General features: G+C 71.4%; 26 protein-coding genes and 1 riboswitch. Of the genes, 14 read left to right on the top strand and 12 right to left on the bottom strand.

Features of this window, described 5'->3' with window-relative positions; all coding sequences use genetic code 11:
- Positions 1 to 19 precede the first annotated feature (19 nt).
- Positions 20 to 298, bottom strand: coding sequence for a DUF1905 domain-containing protein (locus tag JOD64_RS31840; RefSeq protein ID WP_204945665.1), 279 nt, complete (start codon positions 296 to 298; stop codon positions 20 to 22).
- A gap of 21 nt (positions 299 to 319) precedes the next feature.
- The gene (locus tag JOD64_RS31835) at positions 320 to 976 is read right to left on the bottom strand and encodes an NAD(P)H-binding protein (RefSeq protein WP_204945664.1); all 657 of its coding nucleotides are present in this window, start codon (positions 974 to 976) and stop codon (positions 320 to 322) included.
- Between the two features lie 150 nt (positions 977 to 1126).
- Here JOD64_RS31835 and JOD64_RS31830 point away from each other — a divergent pair, with 150 nt between their 5' ends.
- The 3 genes from JOD64_RS31830 to gcvP all read left to right on the top strand — a co-directional run bounded on the left by JOD64_RS31830 (position 1127) and on the right by gcvP (position 6388).
- Positions 1127 to 2194: a MerR family transcriptional regulator gene (locus tag JOD64_RS31830; protein ID WP_204946358.1), complete on the top strand. Its 1068-nt coding sequence runs from the start codon at positions 1127 to 1129 to the stop codon at positions 2192 to 2194.
- Positions 2195 to 2454: 260 nt separating this feature from the next.
- On the top strand, positions 2455 to 3306 hold the full coding sequence (locus JOD64_RS31825) for an NAD-dependent protein deacetylase (protein ID WP_204945663.1): 852 nt from the start codon (positions 2455 to 2457) through the stop codon (positions 3304 to 3306).
- A gap of 87 nt (positions 3307 to 3393) precedes the next feature.
- A riboswitch (glycine riboswitch) is annotated at positions 3394 to 3492 on the top strand.
- A gap of 73 nt (positions 3493 to 3565) precedes the next feature.
- On the top strand, positions 3566 to 6388 hold the full coding sequence (gene gcvP / locus JOD64_RS31820; RefSeq protein WP_204945662.1) for an aminomethyl-transferring glycine dehydrogenase: 2823 nt from the start codon (positions 3566 to 3568) through the stop codon (positions 6386 to 6388).
- A gap of 124 nt (positions 6389 to 6512) precedes the next feature.
- Here gcvP and JOD64_RS31815 read toward each other — a convergent pair whose 3' ends face one another.
- On the bottom strand, positions 6513 to 6713 hold the full coding sequence (locus tag JOD64_RS31815) for a DUF5999 family protein (protein ID WP_007460326.1): 201 nt from the start codon (positions 6711 to 6713) through the stop codon (positions 6513 to 6515).
- A gap of 96 nt (positions 6714 to 6809) precedes the next feature.
- On the opposite strand from JOD64_RS31815, the gene JOD64_RS31810 reads away from it, so the two are divergent.
- Positions 6810 to 8057, top strand: a complete 1248-nt coding sequence (locus tag JOD64_RS31810; RefSeq protein ID WP_204946357.1) for a chorismate-binding protein — start codon at positions 6810 to 6812, stop codon at positions 8055 to 8057.
- A 31-nt stretch (positions 8058 to 8088) separates the two neighbouring features.
- Positions 8089 to 8598, top strand: a complete 510-nt coding sequence (locus tag JOD64_RS31805; protein WP_204945661.1) for a peptide deformylase — start codon at positions 8089 to 8091, stop codon at positions 8596 to 8598.
- Here the strand turns inward: JOD64_RS31805 and JOD64_RS31800 are convergent.
- A complete protein-coding gene (locus JOD64_RS31800; protein ID WP_204945660.1) occupies positions 8578 to 9363 on the bottom strand; it encodes a GNAT family N-acetyltransferase in 786 nt (261 codons plus the stop codon). The two genes, JOD64_RS31805 and JOD64_RS31800, sit on opposite strands and share 21 nt — an antisense overlap.
- The gene (locus JOD64_RS31795) at positions 9363 to 10136 is read right to left on the bottom strand and encodes a sulfite exporter TauE/SafE family protein (RefSeq protein WP_307813862.1); all 774 of its coding nucleotides are present in this window, start codon (positions 10134 to 10136) and stop codon (positions 9363 to 9365) included. The genes JOD64_RS31800 and JOD64_RS31795 overlap by 1 nt, the downstream gene beginning before the upstream one ends.
- 184 nt (positions 10137 to 10320) lie before the next feature.
- Here JOD64_RS31795 and JOD64_RS31790 point away from each other — a divergent pair, with 184 nt between their 5' ends.
- The 3 genes from JOD64_RS31790 to JOD64_RS33330 all read left to right on the top strand — a co-directional run bounded on the left by JOD64_RS31790 (position 10321) and on the right by JOD64_RS33330 (position 14064).
- Entirely contained in the window at positions 10321 to 11100 is a 780-nt protein-coding gene (locus tag JOD64_RS31790; protein WP_204945659.1) for an endonuclease/exonuclease/phosphatase family protein, read from the top strand.
- A gap of 118 nt (positions 11101 to 11218) precedes the next feature.
- Complete coding sequence (locus JOD64_RS31785; RefSeq protein WP_204945658.1) at positions 11219 to 13327, top strand: M14 family zinc carboxypeptidase; 2109 nt, start codon at positions 11219 to 11221, stop codon at positions 13325 to 13327.
- Positions 13328 to 13410: 83 nt separating this feature from the next.
- Positions 13411 to 14064, top strand: a complete 654-nt coding sequence (locus tag JOD64_RS33330) for a fasciclin domain-containing protein (protein ID WP_204945657.1) — start codon at positions 13411 to 13413, stop codon at positions 14062 to 14064.
- Positions 14065 to 14138: 74 nt separating this feature from the next.
- Here JOD64_RS33330 and JOD64_RS31775 read toward each other — a convergent pair whose 3' ends face one another.
- Positions 14139 to 15134, bottom strand: a complete 996-nt coding sequence (locus tag JOD64_RS31775) for a tyrosine-type recombinase/integrase (RefSeq protein ID WP_204945656.1) — start codon at positions 15132 to 15134, stop codon at positions 14139 to 14141.
- 57 nt (positions 15135 to 15191) lie between these two features.
- Between JOD64_RS31775 and JOD64_RS31770 the strand changes: the two genes are divergently transcribed.
- From JOD64_RS31770 to JOD64_RS31755, 4 genes are all read left to right on the top strand, one after another.
- Entirely contained in the window at positions 15192 to 15743 is a 552-nt protein-coding gene (locus tag JOD64_RS31770; RefSeq protein ID WP_204945655.1) for an AAA family ATPase, read from the top strand.
- 188 nt (positions 15744 to 15931) lie between these two features.
- On the top strand, positions 15932 to 16501 hold the full coding sequence (locus tag JOD64_RS33325) for a hypothetical protein (RefSeq protein WP_239559745.1): 570 nt from the start codon (positions 15932 to 15934) through the stop codon (positions 16499 to 16501).
- A 565-nt stretch (positions 16502 to 17066) separates the two neighbouring features.
- Positions 17067 to 17867: an alpha/beta hydrolase gene (locus JOD64_RS31760; RefSeq protein ID WP_204945654.1), complete on the top strand. Its 801-nt coding sequence runs from the start codon at positions 17067 to 17069 to the stop codon at positions 17865 to 17867.
- Complete coding sequence (locus JOD64_RS31755) at positions 17857 to 18318, top strand: hemerythrin domain-containing protein (RefSeq protein ID WP_204945653.1); 462 nt, start codon at positions 17857 to 17859, stop codon at positions 18316 to 18318. Before JOD64_RS31760 ends, JOD64_RS31755 begins: the two co-directional genes overlap by 11 nt.
- Positions 18319 to 18607: 289 nt before the next feature.
- Here the strand turns inward: JOD64_RS31755 and JOD64_RS31750 are convergent, their stop codons facing one another.
- From JOD64_RS31750 to JOD64_RS31740, 3 genes are read right to left on the bottom strand one after another with little or no spacing between them, the layout of a single operon-like run.
- The gene (locus JOD64_RS31750) at positions 18608 to 19528 is read right to left on the bottom strand and encodes a Vgb family protein (protein WP_239559744.1); all 921 of its coding nucleotides are present in this window, start codon (positions 19526 to 19528) and stop codon (positions 18608 to 18610) included.
- Positions 19525 to 20166: a CatB-related O-acetyltransferase gene (locus tag JOD64_RS31745; RefSeq protein WP_275581873.1), complete on the bottom strand. Its 642-nt coding sequence runs from the start codon at positions 20164 to 20166 to the stop codon at positions 19525 to 19527. The genes JOD64_RS31750 and JOD64_RS31745 overlap by 4 nt, the downstream gene beginning before the upstream one ends.
- A gap of 53 nt (positions 20167 to 20219) precedes the next feature.
- Entirely contained in the window at positions 20220 to 21146 is a 927-nt protein-coding gene (locus JOD64_RS31740; RefSeq protein ID WP_204945652.1) for a serine hydrolase domain-containing protein, read from the bottom strand.
- A 129-nt stretch (positions 21147 to 21275) separates the two neighbouring features.
- On the opposite strand from JOD64_RS31740, the gene JOD64_RS31735 reads away from it, so the two are divergent.
- A complete protein-coding gene (locus JOD64_RS31735; protein WP_204945651.1) occupies positions 21276 to 21857 on the top strand; it encodes a TetR/AcrR family transcriptional regulator in 582 nt (193 codons plus the stop codon).
- A gap of 46 nt (positions 21858 to 21903) precedes the next feature.
- Here the strand turns inward: JOD64_RS31735 and JOD64_RS31730 are convergent, their stop codons facing one another.
- Both JOD64_RS31730 and JOD64_RS31725 read right to left on the bottom strand, forming a co-directional pair.
- Positions 21904 to 23946 carry a hypothetical protein gene (locus JOD64_RS31730; protein ID WP_204945650.1) on the bottom strand — a complete coding sequence of 681 codons (2043 nt, stop codon included), beginning with the start codon at positions 23944 to 23946 and terminating at the stop codon, positions 21904 to 21906.
- Between the two features lie 88 nt (positions 23947 to 24034).
- Positions 24035 to 25249: an MFS transporter gene (locus tag JOD64_RS31725; protein WP_204945649.1), complete on the bottom strand. Its 1215-nt coding sequence runs from the start codon at positions 25247 to 25249 to the stop codon at positions 24035 to 24037.
- Positions 25250 to 25324: 75 nt separating this feature from the next.
- On the opposite strand from JOD64_RS31725, the gene JOD64_RS31720 reads away from it, so the two are divergent.
- Complete coding sequence (locus tag JOD64_RS31720; protein ID WP_204945648.1) at positions 25325 to 25870, top strand: CGNR zinc finger domain-containing protein; 546 nt, start codon at positions 25325 to 25327, stop codon at positions 25868 to 25870.
- Positions 25871 to 25942: 72 nt separating this feature from the next.
- Here the strand turns inward: JOD64_RS31720 and JOD64_RS31715 are convergent, their stop codons facing one another.
- Positions 25943 to 26725 carry an alpha/beta fold hydrolase gene (locus tag JOD64_RS31715; RefSeq protein ID WP_204945647.1) on the bottom strand — a complete coding sequence of 261 codons (783 nt, stop codon included), beginning with the start codon at positions 26723 to 26725 and terminating at the stop codon, positions 25943 to 25945.
- Between the last annotated feature and the right edge of the window lie 7 nt (positions 26726 to 26732).

Below are 26732 nucleotides of genomic sequence, written 5' to 3'. Positions count from 1 at the left end.
GGGACCCCACCCGTGGTGGTCAGCTGAGGCGTTGCTCGAGGTGGAAGGTGACCTCGGCGCCGGCTTCGCTCTTGCCGATGGCCTTGCACAGTGCGGCCCGGATGGGCAGCCAGTGCGGGCCGACGCCGGAGGGCATGAGGGTGGCGTTGAACGGGTGGCCGTCGATCGTCCCGGTGACCTTGACGGCGCGGCGGGTGCCGAGCAGCTCCGCGGAGTCGGGCACGGTCACGTAGGTGGCGAACGCGCCGTCCTTCTCGATGGGCGCGGTGAAGCGGTGGTCGAGTGGTTGCGGGTCCATTGCTCTCCTCCGTGGGGCCGGTCAGGTCGTGACGGCGTGGATGGCGTCGACGATCGGTGTGGACCCGCCGACGAGTTCCAGGGTCGCTGCGGTGGTGCCTGGTTCGTCGAGCAGGGCGACGAGGACGTCGGCGACGTCGGCGCGGCTGATCGCGCCCCGGCCCGCGTGTCGGGTGAGGGTGACCCGGCCGGTGGGCTCATCGTCGGTGAGCCGCCCGGGGCGTAGCACCGTCCAGGCCAGGTCGCGGCCGCGCAGGTCGTCCTCGGCGGCCTTCTTCGCCCGCAGGTACGCCGCCCACACGTCGTCGGTGCCGGCGGAGGGTGGGGCGTCCACGCCCATCGAGGAGACCAGCAGGTAGCGGTGGACACCGGCGCGGGTGGCGGCGTCAGCGAGCAGCGCGGCGGCGCCCCGGTCGACGGTGTCCTTGCGCGCGGCGCCGCTGCCGGGGCCGGCACCCGCGGCGAAGACCACGGCGTCGGCGTCGGTGAGGTGCGCGGCGACCTCCGCGGCGTCGGCGTGTTCCAGGTCGCACACGACGGGGGTGGCACCGGCGGCGCGCAGCGTGGCGGCCTGCGCGGGGTTGCGGATCAGCCCGACGGCGGTGTCGCCGCGTCCGGCGAGGTGGCGTTGCAGCAGTAGGGCGATCTTGCCGTGGCCTCCGGCGATGACGACACGCATACGCCCAACCTACCGGCGGTGTCGGTGGCAGTGGCGACGCTGGAGGGCGCCGGGGGTGGTTTCCTGGCCGGCGACCTTGACCTTGACCTTTGGGTAACCCCCAGCCTGGTGCGTACCGGTCACGGTGACCGGCACGAGGAGGATGTCGACGTGGAGTTGTTGACCATCGGGGCGTTCGCGCAGGCGGCGAGGCTGACGCCGAAGGCGCTGCGCCTGTACGACCAGGTGGGGCTCCTGCCGCCGGCCGCGGTCGATCCCGAGTCCGGGTACCGGCTCTACGACCCGGACCAGTTGCCGTTGGCGCGGTTGGTCGCCCAGTTGCGCCGCATCGGTATGCCGTTGGCGAAGATCCGCGCCGTGTGTGCCTTGGAGCCGGCGGCGGCGGCGGAGGCGATCACCGCGTACTGGCAGCAGGTCACCGCCGATACCGCGGCTCGGGCGCGGCTCGCCACCGTCCTCGTGGACCACCTGTGTGAAGGGGGCACCACCATGTCTGAGGCGAAACCCGCCCTTGCCGTCCGCTACGCCGCTGGTTGTGAGACCGGGGCCGTGCGCGACAGCAACGAGGACGCCGCGTACGCCAGCGGACGGTTGCTGGCCGTCGCCGACGGTATGCGAGGACCCGGTGGCGCTGCCGCCAGCGCTGCCGCCATCGACGCCCTGCGACCGTTGGAACTGGCCGACGTTCCGGCCGCCGACCTGCTGACGATGCTCGCTGGTGCGGTCACCGACGCCGAGCGCACCGTGCGCGCGTTGGAGACCGACGAGTACCAGCCGGTCACCACGCTGACGGCTCTGCTGTTCAGTGGCTCCCAACTGGCCCTGGTGCACGTCGGTGACACCCGGGCTTACCTCCTGCGCGGCGGTGAGTTGTCCCTGCTCACCCAGGATCACACCTGGGTGCAGGCCCAGGTGGAGCAGGGCAGGCTCGACCGGGACCAGGCCGCCGCGCATCCGCAGCGCGCCGTGCTGGTGCGCGCCCTCGGCGGCGGCCAGCAGGCCGAGGCGGATCTTGCGCTCCGCACCGCCCTGCCCGGTGATCGGTACCTGCTGTGCTCCGACGGGCTGTCCGCCGTCGTCGATCGTGCCGACCTGCGGTCGACGCTGAACACGGCAACCGATCCCGAGCAGGCGGTGCGGACACTGATCGGTCTGGCCGAGACCGCAGGGGCGCCGGACAACATCGCCTGCGTCGTCGCCGACACCGTCGCCGCGTAGAGCGCGACAGCCACCGGCCGTCGGCGCGGTCAGCGCGACGCCGAGCCGCCCACGCCGCGCTGACCGCGACTTCGAGGCGCCCGCGCCGCGCTGACCGCGACGCTGAGCCGCCCACGCCGCGCAAAGCACGACGCTGAGCCGCCCACGCCGCGCAAAGCGCGACGCCCACGCGAGGCCGAATCCCCGACCTGCGACCGTCCGGCGAACGGCGGGTGGCCGGGGGTTCGGCGTCGGCGGGTGGGTTGAGGCAGCATTGAGGGGTGACGGAGAGCCTCGACGCGTTGACCTCGCTGCTGGCCGGGGGTGGGGTGGTGGTGCTCAGCGGTGCCGGCCTGTCCACCGAGTCGGGCATCCCGGATTATCGGGGGCCCAGCGGCGTGGCCCGGCGGCACACCCCGATGACCTTCCAGGCGTTCACCCGCGATCCCCTCGCACGGCGGCGCTACTGGGCGCGTAGCCACCTGGGGTGGCGGTTGATCGCGGGTGCGGCACCGAACGCCGGGCACCGGGCGGTGGCGGGGCTGCAGCACGCCGGTCTGGTCGACACGGTGATCACCCAGAACGTCGACGGTCTGCACGGTGCGGCGGGCAGCACGTCGGTGATCGAGTTGCATGGCCGTCTGGATGAGGTGACCTGCCTGGACTGCGGCAACCTGACTTCCCGGGAGGAGTTGGACCGGCGACTACGCGAGGCCAACCCGGACTTCGTGGCGCAGGTCGCCGCGGTGAACCCGGACGGTGATGTTGATCTCCCCGACGAGCAGGTGGCGGCGTTCCGGCCGGTGGACTGCGGGATCTGCGGCACCGGGATGTTGAAGCCGGACGTGGTGTTCTTCGGGGAGACGGTGCCGCCGCAGCGGGTGCAGCGCTGCTTCGCGGCCGTGGAGCAGGCCCGGTCGTTGCTGGTGCTCGGGTCGTCGTTGACGGTGATGTCCGGGCGCCGTTTCGTGATTCGGGCGGCGAAACTGGGCATTCCCGTCGCGATCGTCAACCAGGGGCCGACCCGTGGCGACGGCTACGCCACGGTATGTGTCGACGCGCCGCTGGGTGCGTTGTTGCCGGAGTTGGCCGCGCGGGTCGCCGGTGAGGCGGCGACGGCGGTCGGGGTGTGACGGCGCAGGCGCGCAGCGCGGTGGGCTCGGCCCCTGGGTGGGACATCTGCCGGAAACACCGGCGCTGGTAGCGTTGACCATGCCGGTAACACCCACGTGGGAGAGACCGCCCGACAGCACGCAGGGCGGCGCCGAAGGGGCAAATCCTCCCCGGAACCTCTCAGGCAAAAGGACCTCGTGGGCAGGCACTGTGGAGCACTCCTGCGGGGTGTGACAGAGGGGGAGGCCGACACGTCGACCTCGCCCCGGGAGTGCCCCCATGACCGTAGAGCAGTTCGCCACCCGTCACATCGGTCCCGGCCCCGACGATGAGCGTCGGATGTTGGAGGTCGTCGGGCACGACTCGATCGACGAGCTGATGGACGCCGCGATCCCCGAAGTGATCCGCTGGCACGGCACCCTCGACCTGCCGGACCCGGCGACCGAGGCGGAGACGATCGCCGAGCTGCGGGCCCTGGCGGCGCGCAACACCGTCGCCGTCTCCATGATCGGGTTGGGTTACCACGGCACGCACACCCCGGCGGTGATCCGCCGTAACGTGCTGGAGGACCCGGCCTGGTACACGGCGTACACCCCGTACCAGCCGGAGATCAGCCAGGGTCGCCTCGAGGCGTTGCTGAACTTCCAGACGATGGTCACCGACCTGACCGGGTTGGCGACCGCGAACGCCTCCATGCTCGACGAGGGCACCGCCGCCGCGGAGGCGATGACCCTCGCCCGCCGGGCGTCCAAGAGCAAGAGCCCGGTGTACGTCGTCGACGCCGACGCGTTGCCGCAGACCATCGCGGTGATCACCAGCCGGGCGGAGCCGCTCGGCATCGACGTGCGGGTCCTCGACGTCGAGCGCGACGAGTTGCCGGCGGAGTTCTTCGGCCTGCACCTGCAGTACCCCGGCGCCTCGGGTGCGGTGCGCGACCACGCGACGCTCGTCGAGGCGGCGCACGCCGTCGGCGCCCTGGTGACCGTCGCCGCGGATCTGCTGGCGTTGACGCTGCTGCGCGCACCGGGGGAGATCGGCGCGGACATCGCCGCCGGCACCACGCAGCGGTTCGGCGTACCCATGGGCTTCGGTGGGCCGCACGCCGGTTACCTGGCGGTGCGCTCCGGCCTGGAGCGGATGCTGCCCGGGCGTCTGGTCGGGGTGTCGCGCGACGCGGACGGCAACCCGGCCTACCGGCTGGCGTTGCAGACCCGTGAGCAGCACATCCGGCGGGAGAAGGCGACCAGCAACATCTGCACCGCACAGGTGCTGCTCGCGGTGATGGCCGGCATGTACGCGGTCTACCACGGCCCGGACGGGCTGCGCGACATCGCGACGCGTACCCATGACATGGCGGCGCGGCTCGCGGCCGGGCTGCGCGCCGGTGGCGTGGACGTCGCGGACGTCGCGTTCTTCGACACCGTGACCGCGAGTGTGCCGGGCCGGGCGGCGCAGGTCGTCGCGGCGGCCGCCGAGCGGGGCGTGAACCTGCGACTGGTCGACGCCGACCGGGTGGGCGTGTCCTGCGACGAGACCACCACGCTCGCGCATCTGGCGCGGGTGTGGGCGGCGTTCGGGGTGCCCGCGTTCGACGGGGCCGTGGACGCGGCCCTGCCTGTCGACCTGGCCCGCGCCAGTGACTTCCTCACCCACCCGGTGTTCCGCAGCCACCACTCGGAGACGGCGATGCTGCGCTACCTGCGGCGGTTGTCGGACTTCGACTACGCCCTGGACCGGGGCATGATCCCCCTCGGGTCGTGCACGATGAAGCTGAACGCCACCACGGAGATGGAGCCGGTCAGCTGGGCGGAGTTCGCGCACATCCACCCGTTCGCGCCGGACGACCAGACCGTCGGGTACCGGGAGATGATCGGTCAGCTGGAGTCGTGGCTGGCGGAGGTGACCGGTTACGACGCGGTCAGCGTGCAGCCCAACGCCGGGTCGCAGGGTGAGCTGGCCGGGTTGCTCGCGATCCGCTCGTACCACGCGTCGCGGGGTGAGTCGCACCGCGACGTGTGCCTGATCCCGTCGTCGGCGCACGGCACGAACGCGGCGTCGGCGGTGATGGCCGGTATGCGGGTCGTCGTGGTGGCCTGCGACGACGACGGCAACGTCGACCTGGTCGACCTCGACGCGAAGATCGAGAAGCATCGGGACGCGCTCGCCGGGATCATGGTGACGTACCCGTCGACGCACGGGGTGTACGAGACGGGCATCGCGTCGCTGTGCGCGAAGGTCCACGACGCCGGTGGTCAGGTGTACGTCGACGGGGCGAACCTCAACGCCCTGGTCGGTTTCGCGAAGCCGGGCAAGTTCGGGGCGGACGTGTCGCACCTGAACCTGCACAAGACGTTCTGCATCCCGCACGGTGGTGGCGGCCCCGGTGTGGGTCCGGTGGCGGTGCGCGCGCACCTGGCGCCGTTCCTGCCGGGTGACCCGCTGGGCGCGCACGTGGACTCGACGCCGGCGATCTCGGCGGCGAAGTACGGGTCGGCGGGGATTCTGCCGATCCCGTGGGCGTACCTGCGGATGATGGGCGCCGAGGGGCTGACCCGGGCGACGGGCGTGGCGGTCCTCGCGGCGAACTACGTGGCGGCGCGGCTGCGGGGGCACTTCCCGGTGCTGTACACCGGCAACAAGGGCCTGGTGGCGCACGAGTGCATCCTCGACCTGCGGCCGTTGACGAAGGCGACCGGGGTGAGCGTCGACGACGTGGCGAAGCGGCTGATCGACTACGGCTTCCACGCGCCGACGATGTCGTTCCCGGTGGCGGGGACGCTGATGGTGGAGCCGACCGAGAGTGAGGACCTGGCCGAGCTGGACCGGTTCTGCGAGGCGATGATCGCGATCCGGGCCGAGATCGAGCAGGTGGGCTCCGGGGAGTGGCCGGCGGGGGACAACCCTCTCGCCAACGCGCCGCACACCGCGGCGATGGTCAGCGGTGACGAGTGGCCGCGCCCGTACCCGCGGTCGGTGGGCGCGTACCCGGGCGGGGTGGACCGGGCCGGGAAGTACTGGCCGCCGGTGCGGCGGATCGACGGCGCGTACGGCGACCGGAACCTGGTCTGCTCGTGCCCGTCGCCGGAGGCCTTCGAGGACTGACAACGGGCGAGCCGGGGCGGGCGGTGTGGCCGCCCCGGCGGGCGCCGCGACCTGGGCGGGGACGTCCCTTACCGGGGGACTAGCCTGGGTCGACGGCGGCTATGTGGTGACGCTGGGTGGTCGATCAGGCCACGAGGGCGTGGCGGGCGGGCCCGCGGTGCGGTGCGATGCTGCTGCCGTCGGGGAGCAGCTCGCCGGTGTCCTCGAAGACGATCACACCGTTGCAGAGCAGGCTCCAGCCCTGCTCACGGAAGCAGGCGAGGACCCGTGCGGCTTCCCGGTCGGTGGCTTCAGCGGAGGGGCAGGTCGGTTGGTGCTGGCACATCAGGGTCTCCGGACTGTGGGGGCACTGTGTCATGGTTCACATGACCAGTGACGCACAGTACCAAGCGAAAGTGTCCAGCATCGAGCAGGTGTCGGCCTGGCGCACGGGAAATCCACTGAACGGATGAGGAAGGTCGGACCGTACGGCGTGGAAACGCTCCCAAAGGTGTGCGCCGCGTACTGCGGCCCGGCTACGGCAGTCGACGTACCCGCGGCACCCGCCGCGTGCCGAAGCGCCCTCACCGAACGCGCCCGCCTGCAGTGGCGCCTCGGCGACGGCGGCGACCCCGCCGCCCTCGCCGAGGAGTTCCTCGCCGCGCACGGCTTGGCACTGCACGACCTGACCCGACCCGCTCCCGCCCACCACGACACCGGGGCCTGCGGCGCCGCGCTCTACCTGTCCGCCGCGGCCGGGGCCCACCTGGCCGGCGCAACCACCACGGCACCCGAACCGGCACCGGCGCTGCCCGACCTCGCCGTGGTCGTCTACGACCACGGCCGCACCCGGGCCACCCCGGCGGGCCCACCACCGCCGTGGTGGCTCGGCACGTGGACCGAAAGCTGGACCCCCCGCCAGCACGCCGACGCCGTCGACGCGGTCCGCGCCGCCATCGGCCGCGGCGACGTCTACCAGACCAACCTCGTCGGGCACGCCGCCGCCCGCTACAGCGGTGACCCACTGCCCGCCCTGAGCCGCCTCGGCACGCTCCCCGGCGCCCGCTACGGCGGCGTCCTCACCGGCGACGGCTGGGCGATCGGCTGCGCCTCCCCGGAAACCCTCGTCGAAGTCACCGACGGGCACCTGATCACCCGCCCCATCAAGGGCACCCGCCCGGCCACCGCCGCCGGCCGCAGCGAACTGCTCGCCAGCGCCAAGGAACGCGCCGAACACATCATGATCGTCGACCTGGAACGCAACGACCTCGCCCGCATCGCCCGCACCGGCACCGTTCGCGTCGACGACCTGTTCGCCGTGCGCCGCTGGTGCGACCTGTGGCAGGCCGAATCGACCGTCCGCGCCGCCGCCGCCGACGGCCTCGGCCTCGCCGACCTGCTGCGCGCCACCTGCCCCGGCGGCTCCGTCACCGGCGCCCCGAAACACGCCGCCCTGACCCAGATCAGCGCCCTCGAACCCGTCGGTCGGGGCGCCAGCATGGGCGCGTTGGGCTGGGTCGCCCCCGGCCGCGTCGACCTCGGCCTGACCATCCGCACCGCCGCCGCCGACGGCGAGTTGCTGCACACCTGGGCCGGCGGCGGCATCACCTGGGACAGCGACCCGCACGCCGAGGTCGCCGAAGCCGCCGCGAAGACCGCACCGATCCGCGCCACCCTGGCCGGACGCTGACCCCACCACCACCGGCGATACGCTGACCCGCATGACCATGCGGCCCATCCGGATCATCGGCGACCCCGTCCTGCGTACCGAGTGCGAGCCGGTCACCACCTTCGACGCCGAGCTGCGTGCCCTCGTCACCGACCTGATGGACACCCTGCTCGGCGCACCCGGCCGCGCCGGCGTCGCCGCACCGCAGATCGGCGTCAGCGCCCAGGTGTTCGTCTACGACGCCGACGGGCACCGCGGCCACCTGATCAACCCGACCCTGGAGCTGTCCGACGACGTCCAGGACGACGAAGAGGGCTGCCTGTCCATCCCCGGGCTGTACTTCCCGACCGTACGGGCCCTGCACGCCACCGCCCACGGCGTCGACCAGCACGGTGAGCCGCTCAGCATCACCGGTAGCGGGTTCCTCGCCCGAGCGCTGCAACACGAGACCGATCACCTGCGCGGCACCCTCTACGTCGACACCCTGCGCGGCGACACCCGCCGCCGTGCCCTACGCGAGATCCGCGCCGGCCGCTTCGACTCACCCAGCCGCCGCCGCTAGCGCGGTCAACGTCCACTCGTCGTAATCGGCGACCCGGGTGAAACCCACCCGCTCGTACAGGCGCACCGCGGCCACGTTGTCCGCCTTCACATTGAGCGTGACGTGCTCGACGGTCTCCCGCAGCCGGGCGCACAACGCCGCCACCACCGACGCGCCCAGCCCCCGCCCCCGCCAGGCCGGATGCGTCGTGACGTTGCCCAGGGCCGCCACCCGGTACACCGGCGAGAACACGTGCACCCCGGCCACCGCGACCAACGCGCCACCGTCGCGTACCCCCAGGTACTGCCCGGTCTGCAGCATCCGCTCGTCGAACCAGTTGCCGGGATACGCCCGCGCGTACAACTCCCGCACCTGCGGCAGGTCCGCCGCGCCGAGCACCACACCCGCCGGGGCCACCCCGCCCAGCCGCACCGGATCGGTCAACGCCATCCGGTGGTGGCGGCCACCGGACGCCAACCGGAACGACCCCGACAGGGCATCGGCCAGCCCGGGGGACAGGTGCGCGTACAGGCGGGCGGGCAGCACCGGCGCCACCTCCGCCAGCAACACCGCCAACGCCCCCGTGTCCGCCGGCGCGGCGAACGCCAGCAGCGTCGGCAGGTCGACGCCGTGGTACAGCAACGCGACCTGCTCACCCCGGCGAAACCACGACGTGTACGGCCAGAAGAAGTCGTCCAGGTCGCCCAACTGGTAGGCGTGCAGCACCGGGTCACGCCCCAGCAACCGCGCCAGCACCCCACGGTCGTGCTCGGCACGAACCGGCATCAGCGGGCCACCCACTGGTCATGGCCCAGCTTCGCGACCAACGCCAACACCACCACCAGCAGCACCACCCGCACGAAACCCGACCCGCGGCTCAACGCCATCCGCGCCCCCAGCACCGCGCCGGCGATGTTGCACACCGCCATCCCCGCACCCAGCAACCACCACACGTGCCCGGTCACCCCGAACACCACCAACGCACCCAGATTCGTACCCGCGTTGACGACCTTCGCCATCGCCGAGCCGTGCACGAAGTCCGCGCCCACCAGCGCCGTGAACGCCAACACCAGGAACGTGCCGGTGCCCGGACCGATCAACCCGTCGTACAGGGCGATGCCCACCCCAGCCACCGCGATCACCGCCACCACCCGCACCGGAGTACGCCGCTGCGGTTGGGCCACCACCCCCAGCCGGGGGCGCAGCAACACGAACACCGCCACCGACACCAGCACGACCAGCACCACCGGCCGGTACGCCGACGCCGGCACCGACCCGGCGAGCGCGGCACCCACACCCGCGCTGACCACCGCCAACCCCGCCGCCGGCGCCACCACCCGCCAGTCGACCTTGGTTCGCCGGGCGTACGTCGCCGCCGCCGTGGTCGTACCGAAGATCGCGGCCAACTTGTTCGTGCCCAACGCGGTCGCCACCGGCAACCCCGGGGCAGCCACCAGCAACACCGGCAACAGCAACAACCCACCACCGCCGACCACGGCGTCGACCCACCCGGCCATCGCGGCAGCGGCCAGCAGAGTACTCAGCGATACGGCGTCCACGGACGGCAATTCTCCCCACCGGGGTGCCCGCGACCGGCACCGGAGTGGCCAGCCTCACCCGCTCAGCGACCCCGCATACGCCGCAACCACACCCCCAACGCGCCAACCGCCACGAACACCAGCACGGAACACAGCAACACCTTCACCACCGGGCAACCATGACACGGGGACGTAAGGTGCAGGAGTGCGCCTGGCCACCTTCAACCTGCTGCACGGACGGTCCCTCACCGACGGGCTCGTCAACTCCGACCGACTGGCCGCCGCCGTGCGCGCCCTCGACGCCGACGTGCTCGCCCTGCAGGAGGTCGACCGCGACCAACACCGCAGCGGCAACCTCGACCTCACCGCCATCGCCGCCCGCGCTCTCGACGCCCCACACCACCGCTTCGCCGCCGCCGTCGTCGGCACCCCCGGCGAACGGTTCCGGCCGCTGCGCCACGACGACGACGGGCACGGCGAACCCTGCTACGGCATCGGCCTGATCAGCCGACACCCGGTCCGCAGCTGGCACGTCACCCGACTCAAGCCCGCCCCCGTCCGCTCACCGGTCTACGTCCCCGGCCCCCGCGGCGGGCTCATCCTGCTGCACGACGAACCTCGCGTCGTCCTCGCCGCCATCCTGGACACCCCACACGGCCCGCTCACCGTCGCCGCGACGCACCTGTCCTTCGTGCCCGGCTGGAACGCCCGCCAACTCCGCCAGACCGTCCGCGCCCTGCGCGTGTTGCCCGCCCCCCGCGTCCTGCTCGGCGACCTCAACATGCCCGCAGGCGCGGCCCGGCTCATCTCCGGCTGGCACCCGCTGGGCCGACGCCCCACCTACCCCTCCGGGCAGCCCCGCGTCCAACTCGACCACATCCTCGCCGACCGGCACGCCCTCGCACAGCTCCCACCCGTGCGGGCCGTCACCGCACCGCCATCCGCCATCTCCGACCACCGCCCCCTGCTCGTCGACCTCGGCTGAGAGCCGTCACCCGATAACGCGACGCCCGAATCGCAAGATTTCCTCAAGATCATTGCATCGACGGACGCCGACGATCATGCTGGCCGATACACGCCACGATCATCTCGTCGGAGGCCACATGAGACGCAAGCGACCCACCCTCATCGCCGTATCAACACTCATCGCCATCACCCTCACCACCGCGCCCAGCCCCGCCAACGCCCAACGCGCCGCGGAGCCGAACCAGGTCAACGCTCTCACCGTCCGCCAGGCCGACGGGTTCGCCACCCTTGCCTGGCAACCCGTCGACGGCGCCACCGACTACCAGATCGAACGCACCCCCGTCGACGCCGACAACACCCCCACCGGAGCACCCACCATCGTGGGCATCTGGCGACCCAACCGCCAGATCAACCAGGAGGCACCCACCTTCGCCGACGCCGGCTTCAACCCCGGCGACACCTTCCAGTGGCGGGTCCGCGCCCGCACCGGCACCACCGAGCAGCCCTACTCGGACCCGGTCACCGCCACCACCACCGCCCCCTGGGGCAACCCCGCCAACCCCGGCCAGCAGCTGCGCACCCAGTGGGAAACCACCCACGCCGCGCAGTACACCAGCGACACCGACGAGTACGCCTACACCGCCGCCCTCGACGCCCTCAGCGACCGGGTCCGCGTCGTGGAACTCGGCCGCACCGTCCAGAACCGACCCATCAACATGCTGGTCATCGGTCACCCCACCCCACCGGCCACCCCCGCAGCCGTCGCCGCCACCTCCCCGGTGGCCGTCAACTGCAACGTGCACGGCAACGAACCCGGCGACCGCGAAGCCTGCCTCATCATGGCCCGCGAACTCGCCTTCAGCACCGACCCCCGCACCACCGACCTGCTCAGCCACACCACCGTCCTGATCGTCCCCACGATCAACGGCGACGGCCGGGCCAACAACACCCGCGGCAACTCCACCGGGCAGGACCTCAACCGCGACTACTCCCTGATCCGTCAGCCGGAGACCGCCGCGTACATCAAGATGGTCCGCGACTACCGACCCGTCGCCGGCTACGACGGCCACGAGTTCGGCAACTCCCGCGCGGGTGACCTTCCGATGCTGCCACCGCGCCACCAGAACGTCGCCCAACCCATCTTCGACCAGTCCCAGGACATGATCGAAGGCCACATGTACACCAAGGGCGCCGAAGCCGGCTGGTGGGCCTGCCCCTACGGCTGCGAAGGCGGCGGCAACGTCGGCCTCAGCGAGGAAACCATCCTGCGCAACACCCTGGGCCTCAAGAACGTCACCAACTCCCTCCTGGAACTGCGCAGCTCCGGCGGCCAGACCCGACCCGACGAGGGCAACACCGCCAACAACCGGCGCCGTAAGACCTACTCCGCCCTGTGGACGTTCCAGCAGTTCCTCGACTACCACCGCACCGACCTCGGCGACATCCTGGACGCCCGCACCGAGGCCATCGAATTCCAGGCCGCCAACACCGGCCGACTGGTCTTCCGCGGATCCCGCCCCATCCCCGCCCACCCGGCACCGCACCCCGGCGACAGCCCGCCGCCGCTCGACGCGCCCCCGGCCAACCTCATCCTCGACAACGCCCCCTGCGCCTACAAACTCACCGAGGCCCAGTACAACGGCGCCCGCACCGACGGACCCGGCGGCGTCGGCACCACCGTCGCGCAACGCATCGCCGCACACGGTTGGAAGGTCATCAAGATCGGCGACGGCTACTACGTCCCGCTCAACCAACCCGAACGTGGCCTCATCCCGCTGCTCCTCGACACGCTGGGCGTGGAGAAGCTGACCGACGGCGAACGCGTCTACCCAACCCTCACCGGCCGACGCAACGGACCGCTTGTCGTCTCCGGCTTCACCTGTGCCGCCGACGCCACCATCAACGGCCCGGTCACCGTCCGGGCCGGCGCGGCACTCGTCACGACCGCGACGACCATCAGCGGCCCCGTCACCGCCACCGGCGCCGCCGGCATCCTCCTCGCCGACAGCACCGTCAACGGACCAGTCCGCATCACGAACACCACCGACGCCGTCTCCATCATCGACGTCACCATCGCCGGCCCCGCGGACCTGTCCGCCAACACCACCGGCACCGACACCCCGCTGCTGGTGGGCACCACCATCCGTGGCCCACTCACCTGCACCGGCAACAACCCCGCACCGAGCAACCTGGGCATCGCCAACACCGTGCACGGCCCACGCACCGGCCAATGCGCCGCACTGTGACCACCACCTAGCCGCCCCAACGTGCCGGCGGCGCGGGTCTGGCACCCGCGCCGCCGGCCAACCCCGAACCCGTGGAGGCCGCCGTGCCGCACACCGCCACCGCAGCGCGGCGCCCCCGACTGCGGGCCCTCACCCTCCTCCTGCCCACCCTGCTGCTCACCGCCTGCACCAGCAGCACCGCCGCGCCCCGCGCAGCGACCACCAACAGCACGGCCCCGCACGTCACCGGGCCGCTCTGCGCCGCCCTGCCCACCGGCACCGACCCCGGCAACCCGACCTTCCTCGCCGGCCAACCCGCCGACCAGGCCCTGCGGTGGATCCCCACCCTCACCACGTTCGAAGCGGCCGTGCGCACCAGCGGCGTCCTCACCGACCTGCCCGACGGCACCGGCGTCACCATCCTGGCGCCCACCGACGACGCCTTCGCCGCCACGTTCTCCGAGGACAACTGGGACGACCTCATGACCCACCACCCCGAGCAGCTACGCACCCTGCTGAAGGCACACCTCATCACCGGCACCCACCCGATCGACGACCTCGCCGGCGCCGGCACCGCCACCACCCTCGACGGTGTCACCATCACCGTCACCCGCACCGGGCCGACCACCCGCCTCGGCGACCGCGCCGACACCGTCTGCGCCGACTACCAGGCCACCAACGCCCGCATCCACCTCATCAACGCCGTGCTCGGTCCACTGCCCGTCACCGCGGACGGCACCGACCACCGCGCCCACTGACCGCCCCAGGGCTTGTTTCATAAGGGCCTTGCCGGACCTCCGCCTCGGCTCGACCGCCCTTATGAAACAAGCCCTCAACCCAGGTCCGTGGGCACCAGACCCGCCAACGCGCGGTTGGTCCGGTTGGCCCGTACCGCGTCGCGCTGCTGCCCGGCCGTCACCTCGATGTACGTCTGCGACGACGCCAACGACGCGTGCCCCAACAACCGCATGATCTCCGCAGCGCTCGCCCCGTCCTCCGCCAGCCGGGTCGCGAAGGTGTGCCGCAACGCGTGCAACCGCGCGCCGCGCGGCACCCGGTCACCGATACCAGCGCGCCGATAACAGGACTCCACGAGATACTGGAGTCCACCACGGCGCAGCGGCTCACCGTGCCGATCCACTAGTAACGCCGAGTCGGGGCGTACCGACCGCGAACCGAAGCGCCGCGCCCGACTGGCCAGGTAGTCCATCAGCACCCGGTCCAGATCCGCCTCGATCGGCACCACCCGGGGCCGACCGCCCTTCCCGGCCACCTCGACCCGCCGCTCACCGGGCCGGCCAACCAGCGAGCCGACCCGCAGCGCGAGGAGCTCCGACAGCCGCAGCCCGGCGCAGAGCGCCACCGCCAACACCGCAACGTCCCGCTCCGGCCACGGGTCGCGCTGCCGACCGTCGTCACGGGCGGCCGAGGCGAGCAGCACCTCGGGGGTGTCCGCGCCACGCAACGGCTTCGGCTGGGGGAGTAGCGCCCGGGGTCGGCCGACCGCCGGCATCGGGTTGCCCGCCACGATCCCGTCGGCCACCAGGAACGTGAAGAAGCTGTTCCAGGTGGACCAGGCGCGGTGCACCGACGCGGGCGCCCGGGGCCCGGCGAACCGGGCGAAGGCGGCCCGCATCACCCGGGGGGAGAGGCCGGTGATCAACAGTGCGTCCAGGGGGAGGGGAGTGGCCTCGGCGACCAGGGTGGCCACCGCGTGCAGGTCCCGGCGGTACGCCGCCAAGGTGTGCGGGGAGGGCTTGCGGGTGGCCCGGGCGGTCAGGAACTCCTCGATCAACGCCATGAGCGATTCGTCCTGTTTGTCATGCATAACGGATATTATGCAGCATTTTCGGGTTTCCCGGAAGCGGGGAACAGGGGGAGTGCGATGACCGAACCGCGGCGCTACGTCCTGACCGGAGCCCCGGGAGCCGGCAAGACCACACTGATCGAGGCACTGAGCCGCCGCGGACACCTGGTCATCCGGGAGGCGGCAACCGACATCATCGCGGCCCGGCAGGCGAAGGGCTGCGCCGAACCCTGGCAGGAACCCGACTTCCTCGACGCCGTCGCGCGCCTGCAGCGACACCGCCGACTCGCGGCCGACGCGCACGGCGGCGTGCAGATCCACGACCGCTCACCGTTGTGCACCCTCGCGCTGGCACGACACCTGGGCCGTGGCGTCGGCCCCGACCTCGCCGCCGAGATCGACTGGATCACCAGTACGGGGACCTACCAGCCGCTGGTGTTCCTGACCGCTCCGCTGGGCTTCATCCGACGCACCGCCGCGCGCCGGATCAGCTACGCCGAGTCGCTCGCCTTCGCCCAGGTGCATCAGGAGGTGTACGAGGCGTACGGGCACCGGCTGGTCGACGTGCCGCCCGGATCGGTGCGGGACCGAGTCGCGCTGATCGAGAAACACGTACCGTGCCCGGTATGACGTCACCAGCCGCCACCTGTCCCGACTGTGGCCGGTCCGGCAGGCCGACGGTGTACCGGGAGCCCGACGAACCCATTGGCTGGGTCTGCCCCGAGGGGCACGCGTGGCGGGCGGCCGACCGTCCCGGGTGGGCTCCCTGGGCAACGCCGACCGTTGTCGCCGGGGGTAGCGATGCGGGTGACGCACCGGTGTCGACGGACCCCAGGGACTTCGTCAGGGACGGTCGGGTGTGGCGGATCGGGACGGCCAGCGACGTCGCCTGGCTCGCCGACCGCACCACACAGGGAGTCTCGATCACCGCGGCGATTCCGCCGGTGTTCGACGCGTACGCCACCTTCTATCCGCCCGACGGCGTCAGCTTCGTCGACCACGAGCGCGCCGTGGTCGACGAACTCGCCGCGTACACCCCGGACCAGCCCTGGTGGCTGGGCTTTCTCGAGACCGGCGCCCACGACGTCGTCTTCCCGCGTGCTCCGCGGGTGTTCCTGTACGGGGACTGGCCCTACGTGCTGGTCGAAGCCGGACCCGAGCAGGCCCTGGGCTGGCGGACCGGTCACTCGCGTGGTGACGGGCCGCTGCCAGACCTGTTGTTTCCCGCGGATCGCTCCTGGCTGGTCTCCGCCCTCTGGGACGACACCTGGACCGACATCGGCGCCAGCGTCGCCCTCGTCGCGGCTCTGCACCGCAACCCGCTGGTGAACGCCCGCCGCGTGGGGCCCGATGACGACGCGCTGCCGCCAGGACTGGCGCGCGAATAGTGGCTGCTCGTCCACGGTGAGGGGACCGCCAGATAACGCGACTTTACATAATGTGCATTATCGAATCAGGATCGGTGGCCGCGTCCAGGCTGACGACAGCGGCCGGCGCCGCCCCTGTTGTCCCTTCTCATCTAGCCCGAGCCACTCTCAATAAGTTGAGCCATCGCCTCAGTGTTCTGGTGTGGGTTGAGGCACTGTGGACTGGCGGTTGGTCGCTGGCGATCGTGTCGCTACTACGCATCGTAATGAGTCAGCACTTCCTGGCCGCGCCACAAGCCTGCGGCGCAACGGCGGCCGGCCGTCGGCCCCTCATCCCCCCGAGGGCCTTCAGCAGGGCCTAACCGTCCTGCAGGCCAGCGAGGGTTCGTCCCTCTCGTCAGTCATGATCAGCCTCCCATCGGGCGCACTCGGCCGCCTCATCGGCGGTCATGTCACGGGCTTCCGATGATCAGCCAGTCCGGCGGCCGGCTCGTGGGCCGCACGGTCACGACCAGGTGCCGGCCCATCTGGGGTCGCGGTTATAGTGCCAGCAGCGTCGCGTGCCGGTGGCGGATGATCGTCAGGCATGGAGGCGTCGTACCGGAAGGTGGCTACGGCCATTCCCACCCCAATTTCACAGAAGATCACGCTTTACCCCGCCGAGGACCGGTTCTTCGGCCCCCGACCCGCCGTCCTCGTCCTGCCCGGCGGCGGCTTCCGGGAACTTCCACCGCACGAGGGCGAAGGCTACGCGCGCTGGCTGTCCGGCCTCGGCATCCACGCCTTCGTCCTGTCCTACCGGCTGCTGCCGGACCGGTTCCCGGCCCCGCTCGAAGACGCCCGGGCCGGATTGGACCACATCCGCAACGGCGACCACGGCCTCAACGTCGGCCGAATCGGCGTCGTCGGATCAAGCGCGGGCGGCCAACTCGCCGGCCTGCTCATGACCGGCCGGGTCCTGTCCATCGAGGAGGGCGTCGCCGACCCGCCCCGACCGGACTTCGCGATCCTGGCCTACGCGCTGGCCGACCTCGACCTGCTGCCGCCGCCGGTGGTCGAGAAGCTGCTCGGCGACCTGCTGCCGATCAAGGACGAGCTATCCCCGGCCAAGCATGTGGACGCGTCGGTGTGCCCGACCTTTGTATGGGCCACCGCTCAGGACCCGCCGGGCCTGCCCAACGCCCTGGAGTGGACCCGGGCGCTGGCGGCCGCCGCGGTACCGGTGGAGTTGCACGTCTACCCGGGCGGCAGCCACGGCATCGGTTTGGCCGACGGCGTGGAATACGGCGGCGAGCCGCATAAGTTCATTGCGCGCGAGCCGCACACCGCGTCCTGGACGACCGCGTGCGCTGCCTGGCTGCGACGGGAGGGCGTTCTTGTCGACTGACCGCGTCACCGCCTGGAGCGGAGAACTACAGCGGGTGCACGGCAAGCTGCGCAATGCGTTGGCGCTGGCGCGGGCGGGACTGGACGGCGGCGACCCCGCCGACGCCGCCAACGACCTGCTGTTGTTCTGCCACGGGTTCTGCGCTGCCCTGTCCGGCCATCATCGCGCCGAGGACGGTTCGCTGTTCCCGGAACTGGTACGGGCGCGACCCGACCTGGCGCCGGTGGTCGCGAAGCTGACTCAGGACCACAACATGATTGAGCACCTCATCGGTGGATTACAGGCGGCGGTGGCCGACTCGACCGACCCGGAGGTGGCACACCGTCACCTGGACGGGATCGAGGCGGTCATGGAGACGCACTTCAAGTACGAGGAGAAGCAACTGGGAGCGGTGCTGGACACCATGGATGCCGACTTCGACCGTACCGAGATCTTCGGCCCGCTTAGCTGAGCCGGGTCCCGTTCGCGCCGTCGACGGACGGCGCGAACGGGAAACCACCTGGGTTCGAGCGGAACCGCCACGACCTCGCCCGGTCCTTCACCGCGACCGCCGACGGACCCGTGTCACGAACCGCGACCGGCCCTAACTACACGAGCCGAAGGGCGCGATGTGGTTCGTGGCTTCTGGCAGCCGTCGCACGACGCCGTCGCCGGTGACTTGCCTGCGCAGACGCTCGATCTCGTCGTGAAGAGCGGCTTGGAAAGCCTTTTTGCCGTGATCAGGGTGTTGAACCTGACGGTCATGGTCTTCTCTCGCCCTGGGGTAGGGCATCCGGAGTGACGGTGATCCGGGCGAGGGCACCGATTTCCAATGCCGCCCAAAGCGCGCCGTCGGGACCGAGGGTGATGCCGTGCGGCTCGGAGCGTGGTGTCGGTAGGTCGTGCAGCTCGGCAGCGCCTTCGAGAGTGATCGAACCGACGCGGTTGCCGCCCCACTCGGTGAACCACAGGTTGCCGTTGCCGCCGCTGGTGATGGCGTGCGGTCGGCCGGCGCGGTCGGGCAGCGGAAACTCCAGGATCGAGCCGTTGGGGGTAATCCGCCCGATCTGACCGGCGGCGATCTCGACGAACCAGAGGGCGCCGTCCTGGCCCGCGACGATGCCCACCGGCGCGGCGGCCGCGGTCGGCAGCGGGTGGACGGTGACCGCGCCGTCCATGCCGATCCGCCCGATCGCATTGGCCTGGTTCAGGGTGAACCACATCCCGCCGTCGGCTCCGGCGGTGATCCCGGACGGGAATGCTCCGGTGTCCGGGAGCGGGAACTCGGTGACCTGGCCGTCGGTGGTGATCCGGCCGATGCGGTCGGCGGTGGTCTCGGTGAACCACAGGGCGCCGTCGGGGCCAGCCGCGATGCCGAACGGTCCGCAGCCCGGGGTGGGCAGCGAGAACTCGGTGACCTCGCCCTCGGTGGTGATCCGGCCGATGCGGTGCGCCTGGTACTCGGTGAACCAGAGCGCCCCATCAGGCCCGGTGACGATGATGGTAGGCCCGGACGCCGGATCGAGTTGGTGGCTGGTGGGCTCGTCACCGGGGACCAGCCGGCCGATCCGCCCGCTGTGGACCATGGTGAACCACAGCGCATCATCGGGGCCGGTGGTGATCGCGTACGGACCGCTAGCGGTGTCGGCCACGACGTACTCGTGGATGGATCCGGGTGTCACGGGGTTTGCTCCAGTCCGTTCTCTTTGGCGATGCGCTCGATGTCGGCGGGCATGCCGGCCATGATCGTGTGCGTGTGTTCGGTGACCAGGTCAACGGGCCAGTCCCACCAGGCGGCGCGACGCAGCCGGTCGATGTCCGCCTCCTCGAAGCGGCGCCGGATCGCTTTGGCTGGATTACCGCCGACGATCGTGTACGGCGGCACGTCGGCGGTGACCACCGCACCGGCCGCGATGATGGCCCCGTCGCCGATCCGTACGCCCGGCATGACGGTGGCCTGGTAGCCGAACCAGACGTCATTGCCGACGACAGTGTCGCCCCGGCTGGGCATGGCGGTGACGATATCGAGGGTCCGCTCGGTCCACTCACCACCAAAGATGGTGAACGGGAACGTCGACACGCCCATCGTCGGGTGGTCGGCACCGGCCATCAGGAACCGGGCGCCTGTGGCGATTGCGCAGTACTTGCCGATGATCAGCCGTTCCGGGCCGTAGCCGTAGAGCACGTTGCGGTGCTCGAAGCCGGTGGCGCCGTCGGGGTCGTCGTAGTAGGTGTACTCGCCCACCACGATCTTGGGCGAGGTGACCAGCGGCTTGAGGAAGACCATGCGCTCATGCGCCGGCAATGGGTGAACGGCCATAGGATCAGGTGTCAACTGGAGATCCTCTCCAAACTCATGGTTGTGACTGCTTGTCAGGCGACCTTGGGGGTGGCGCGCATACCCAGGTAGCAGACCTGGGTGCCGTTGGTGAGGGTGGAGAAGACCACCGGCATGTAGTCCTCGCTGAACGACGGGCCCGCCCCGGAGGCGGCGAAGACCGTCTCGGTGACCGGTTCCAGGTTCATCTCCAGCGGCGGTGACATGTCCGCCATGTCGTCGACGAACTCGTAGCGCATGTGCGGCGCGCCGTCGTCGTCGCGGGAGACGGTGACGACGACACCCTCACGCCGGTACGTGCCGAGCAGCGGTGCCAGGTCGATCGGGGGTGGCGTGGTGGCCGGGGCGAACGGCGCGGGCATCGTGACGTCGGCGAGTTCGGCGAGCAGGTCGCGGAACAGGTCGGCGTAGAGCAGGCGGGCGGCGCCGCCGTTGGTCATCAGGACCAGGGCGAGGTTCGCGTGCGGGACGACACGCAGGTACGCGTACTGGCCGATGGCCGCACCGTCGTGACCGTAGCCGGTGATGCCGTCCCAGTCGTAGAGCGTCCAGCCCAGACCCCACCCGTCGGCGCTCACCGTCCACTTGTCCGGCACGTCGACCTCGCGGTGCCGCATGGCGGCGACGGCATCGGCGGAGAGAACACGGGTGCCGTCGGGCGCGAGGCCACCATCGAGGTGCATCCGGGCGAAGCGGGCCATGTCGCCGGCCGAGACGATCACCCTGCCCGCCGGGCCGACAGAGCGGGGCATCAGGTCCCAGGCCGGGGCCGGATCGGGATAGCTGCCGGACTCCCCCAGGTGGCTCATGGCGACGCGGAGACGCAGGGCCTCCTCCGGCAGCGTCATCGAGCGTTCCAGGCCGAGCGGCTCGTCGAAGCGCCGGCCAGCCGGGTCCCGTACGCCCTGGTCCCCCGGGCTGCGCACGTCACTGTCGGCGCTCCAGCTCAGTGTCTCGGTCATGGTGGTTCCCTTCTCGAGCAGGCGCTCGGGGTGTGGAACGGCACGTGCCGTGCCGCTCCTGAGTGCGCTCAGTCTGGCCACGCGCTCGGTAATTGTCAACGGCACGTGCCGTGCCGATAGAGTGGCCGCATGACCGACGACCAACTCACCAGGGCCGCCGACCGGACCCGCGCGATCATGCGCACCACGCTGGAACTGGCGCAGGAAGTCGGTTACGCCAAACTCAGCATCGAGGGGGTCGCGGCCCGCTCCGGCGTCGGCAAGCACACGATCTACCGTCGCTGGCCCTCCAAGGGCGCTCTGTTCCTCGACGCGGTGCTCACCTCCGGCGAACCCGGACTCGACTACCCCGACACCGGCGACATCGTGGCCGACCTGCGCCAACAGATCCGCGCGGCCGTCGATCTGTTGGGCCAGCCGCCACAGGGCCCCCTCTTCCGGGCCCTGTTGGGCGAAGCCCAGCACGATCCCATGGTGGCCGCCGCGCTCAACGAACGCTTCATCCGCCCCCAGGCGGAACGGACCGTCGCCCGGCTGCGGAAAGCCCAGCAGCAGGGACAACTCTCCCCCGACTTCGACCTGGACGTGGCCATGGCGATCCTGTCCGGCCCGCTGTATTTCAGGTTCCTCATCACGCAGGAGCCACTGACCCACGAGTACGTCGAGCGCGTACTCGACGCCCTTCTCATCGGGATGACACCACGACCGTAGGACCCGCCGGGACGGTGCTCCCGGCGGGCCCTGCCGGCGCGTTCGCCTACGGCGTCATGGGGCACGGCGTCCGCGCGCAGACGTCGATGACCCTGCCGGTGAGTAGGAAGACCGCCTTCTGTTTCTGGGCCCCGGCCTGGGCGCGCGGGAACTCGTGCGGATCCTCCCCGTACTCCGGGCCGGCCGGAGCGAGGTTGGTCGGCGGTGGCGCGTGGGCCGCGCCGCTGTTCCAGATCACGATCGCCGAGCCGGTGTACGGGTAGCTGCGGATCGGCGCGATGCCCCAGTACGGCCGCACATCCAGTGACCAGCCGTCGGCGAGCGCCGGGGTGTGCAGGCGGGCGCCGATGGTGCGCGCCTGGACCTCCGCCGCGGCGGGTGAGACCTGCTGGTCGGCGAAGGCCACGTGCATCAGCACCTGGTGCGCCGGGGTGCGCGGTAGCGGCCGGTCGGTCATGTGCTGGGCGTAACCGTTGGCCTCGGAGCGGTCCCACAACATCTGCAGCAGCGCGAGGATCAGCTGTTGGTCGACCTTGTCCGGGTAGTAGCCGTCCAGCACGGACTGGAACGGGGCGAAGTCCACGCTGCGTTGCAGCAGCGTGGAGTAGTTCATCGCCGGTACGCCGAGCACCGAGCGGGTCCAGTCCTGGGCGATGGCGGTGAGCGCTCCCCCGTTGATGCCGCCCTGGCTGTTGCCGTCGTAGTACAGCCCGCCGGCGCGGTTGATCAGCGGCCGTGCCGTGGCGTCCCGGAATGCCGGGTGGGCGGCGAACCCGTCCGGGTGGATCATCGCGCGGCCCAGGAAGAGGAAGTTCAGGAAGCTCTGCTGCAACCGGTCCGCCACCGCGGGGAAGGCACTGAGGTCGGTGAAGGCGCCCGCCACATAGGGGACGTCGGCGGCGGCCATGCCGATCCAACTCGTCGCGCAGAAGGTGAAGTTGTGGGTGTTCGACATCGTCCTGACGTTGCCGGCGTTGATCTCGGTCGGCCTGCCGAGCAGCCCGTGGCCGTAGAGCGAGAGGTGCGCCGGTCTACCGGCGGAGGCACTGCGCGGGATGTTGCAGACGAAGTCCGCCGCCCCGGTCGCGCCGGACGGGGTGGGCAGGGCGTTCGGTGTTGGCGGCGTCCCGGCGCCGCCGGCCGGCCCGTAGTGCAGTCGGGAGCCGGGCCCGCCGTTGCCGGTCAGATAGGACGGTACGCCGATGGTGCCGGTCACCTGCCGGGCGATCAGCGGATCCTGCTCCGGTGGATAGTCGGTCACCTGGGTGACGGTGATCGGCGGCGCGGCCCGGCCGAGGTCGGCGAACGCGTCGTCCCGGACCGCCAGCATCCGCCCGGTCAGACTTTGCCGGCTGGCCACGGTGAAGTCCCAGGCCAGGTAGAGGCTGTGCCGCTGGACGCCGGTCCGGGTCAGATCGGCGAGGATCCGCCTCATCTGCGGCACGCGCTCGTCCCGATGCCCGAGGCCGGCACCGGTCACGTACGCCGTGAACGCCTTTGGCGCGGGTATCGACGCTCCGGTGCCGTCGCGCAGGCCGCGCAGGCCGACGACGTATCGGGTGCCCTCGGCCAGTGCCACCGCCGGCCGGATGATCAGCAGTTGCCGGTCGGGCTGGCCTGCGGCGTGCGCGTCCAGCTCGGCCCAGTACGGCGTGCGCTTGCCGGTCTTGGCGTTGAGCAGGACGATCGGCGCGTCCGGCGCCAGCGAGCGGCCGATGTCGGTGACCGGCGCGATCCCGGTCGCCGCGGCGTCGAGGCCGGGTACGCGTACCAGGATCGGTGAGCCGGGGCTGAAGCCGTCCTGCCGGTTCCATTCTGTCGGGTCGATCGGGGCTCCCTGCACGTTCGCGGGCATCGCGGTGGCCGCGAACCGCACCCGCTTGCCGGTGGGGCTGGTCCGGTCCGGCACGGTGAAGTAGTCGTTCGGGAACGGCAGCAGGCAGGCGGTCGGGTCGATCGGGTCGCAGGACCGGTGCCCGGTCGGTTCGGGAGTCGCTGGCGGTGCCGCGGCGGCTGCCGGGCCGAGCAGGACCGTGCTCGCAGTCACCAGCACGGACACGGCGAGACGGAGGCCTCTGGATGTGGTCACACGCATCTCCTTCGACGCTGGACGGCGGATCGATGCAGGGGCCGACGATGAGTGGTGGTGGTGTTCTTCCTACGCTTGTGAAAGAAACTCAGCAAGCATCGATACGTCCCCTCTCCCCCGGCCGCTGACGGCGCAGCAGCACGCCGCCCGCCATCCCCGCGAGGATCGGAAAGCCGGCGACCAGCAGCAGTTGGGCGCTCGCCGGCAGGTGGGCGGCGAGGCCGAGGAGGCCGGCGCCGATCGCGGAGGCCGCTACCTTCAGCCCGGCGCCGATGGTGAACACCTGCGTACGGATCGCCTCGGCAGCCAGTTGGTTGCGGGCCAGGAACAGCGCTGCGGCGAGCGGTCCGGTGCAGAGCCCCGACAGCGCGAACAACGCCGCGGTCAGCGGCAGGGAGTGCGCCGCGGCGGCCAGCGCGAGAGGTGCGCCCGTCGCGACCATGGCCCAGACCGTCACGCCCGGCGCACGGGACGCCGGCAGCGGCCGCCAGGCCCAGAGCAGTGAGCCCACGAACGCGCCTGCGGCGGTCACGCTGAGGAGCAGTCCGGCCCGTGTGGGTTCGTGCGCGGCGGCAGCCAGGGTGGTGGCGACGACAGCGAGACCGCCGAGGCCCAGTTGGCCGAAGCTGGTGGCGAGGGTGATCGTTCGCAGGGCCGGAACCCGGACGATCGCGCGGACGCCGTGGAACAGGTCGGTCGCTCGTGTCGGCTCCGCCGCGGTGCCGGAGGCGACCAGGCGCAGGGATGCGACGCCGAGTGCGCCGAGCCCGGCGGCGACCGCTAGCGCGAGAAGGGCGGTGCTCGGGCTGGCAATCGCCGCCAGCAGGCCGACCGCCGCCGGCCCGACCATGCCGGCGACGCTGTAGGTCAACGAGTCCAGTGCGAAGGCGCGAGCCTCCTGCCCGGGTCCGGCCAGCGGGGCCAACCGGCTGGTCAGCCCGCCGGTCACCGCCGGCCCGCCGCACCCCGCCAACGCGAGGACGAGACAGGTCTGCCACAGCGGCGCGTGACCGAGCAGGGCGACCGGGGCCGCGAGGGCGCCACCGAAGACGGCAGTCGCGCCGGCGAGCACCACTGCCGGGCGTCGCGACCGGTCGACCAGCGCGCCGACCAGGGGCGCGGCAACGACATGTGGGATGAGCAGGGTCGCGACCAACGTTCCGCCGATGGCGGCGCTGCCCGTCCGATCCAGGGCGAAGATCAGCAGCGCGACACGTGCGCCTTCGTCAGCGGTACGTGCCAGTAGTGCCGCGGCCAGATAGTGGGCCAGCCGACCGCCGTTGCGGCGGGTACCGGGATCCACTCTCGTCACCTGTTCAGCCGGTGATGCCATCGAACCACTCTTGCATCGCCTCACGTCACCGGTCAATATGGTGACGTGAGGTTCGAGTTCATCGCCGATCGGCCGGTACTGGACTTCCTTCCCACGCTCGCCGAGCGCGGGCACGCTGACGTCGAGCAGCTGACCGCCCCGAGAGATTTCGCGAACTGGGCCGTCCAGGCCGGCATCGTCGACCGGCCGCCTCCTGTGGACGATGCGGGTCTACGACACACGAAGGCGCTCCGAGAAGCGATGTTCCGCCTGGTCAAAGCCCTGATCGGCGGTGCTGACGCGGTCGCGGCAGACCGCGAGCTGGTCAATGAGGCGGCGGCAGGGCCACTACCCGCGTTGCGTCTGGAGGTCGACGGGGTGCACCGCACCGGCGACCTGGACGCCGTCCTCGCGGTCCTCGCGCGTGACTGTCTGGAACTGCACGCCAGTGACGATCGTCTCGCCCTGCGCTGGTGCGCCGACGAGCACTGCACCCGAGCGTTCGTCGACCGGTCGCGGGGCGCGCGGCGGCGCTGGTGCGGCATGCGCGGCTGTGGAGACCGGGCCAAGGCGGCCGCGTACCGGCAGCGCAGGCGAACTCCGACCACGTAAGGCCAATCGACCCACGGTCGGCAGCACCGAGCGGGTGATCCTCACCATCGCGGATGTGTCCCGGAGAAGCTCCTAGCCGCGCGTACGGTGCAGCCAGTCCTGGGTGAGGGAACGCAGCATCGTGGGTTGTTCGAACGGCAGGTAGTGGCCGGCGGCGTCGAGCACGGTGAAGGTGCCCCGGGGATAGTGGCGCATGGCGCGGAACTGGTCGGCGTAGCCGACGATCCCGTCCTGGCGGCCGGTGACGACAGTGACCGGGCCGTCGAAGACGAAGTCGGCACTCTCGTCGGGCAGCGCGTAGTCGGGGCCCGTCTGCAGGCTCTCCTGGAACGTCGCGTCGCCGGGGCCACCGGAGTTCAGTGCCGCGAGCACCGTCGTGACGACGGCTGCGCTGCGATGGCCCAGGGCGGCGTCGAGGTGGTCGTGCAGTGCGGCGGGGGCGGCGTCGAGCCAACCCATGGGGGCGGCGAGCGGCGGCTCTTGGGGCAGGTTCCGACTTTCCCGCGCGATGGTGATGCCCGGGCAGACGAGCAGCAGGCCGCGGACGAGTTCGGGTCGTTGGCGTGCGATGCCGGCGGCGAGGTAGGCGCCGTAGGAGCCACCGGCGAGCAGGACGGGTTCGTCGAGGTGCTGGTCGAGCCACTCGCACACGGTGTCCAGCACCGCCTGGGACGTGGGTGGGCAGGTGGCGGGGGTGTCTCCGTGGCCGGGCAGGTCCAGGTACGTCTCTCGCAGACCGGCACCGGCGAAGGCCGGGCCGAAGGCGGCAGCCGTGGCGGTGCGGGTCATGCTGAACAGGGGCAGGCACACCACCTCCGGTCCGGTCCCCGCTGATTGGTCGAACGCCAGGTTCATGGTCGAG

The organism is Micromonospora luteifusca (assembly GCF_016907275.1).
Lineage (GTDB): Bacteria > Actinomycetota > Actinomycetes > Mycobacteriales > Micromonosporaceae > Micromonospora > Micromonospora luteifusca.
Note: the sequence above shows the minus strand (reverse complement) of the source record. Positions and strands in the feature narration are given on the sequence as shown.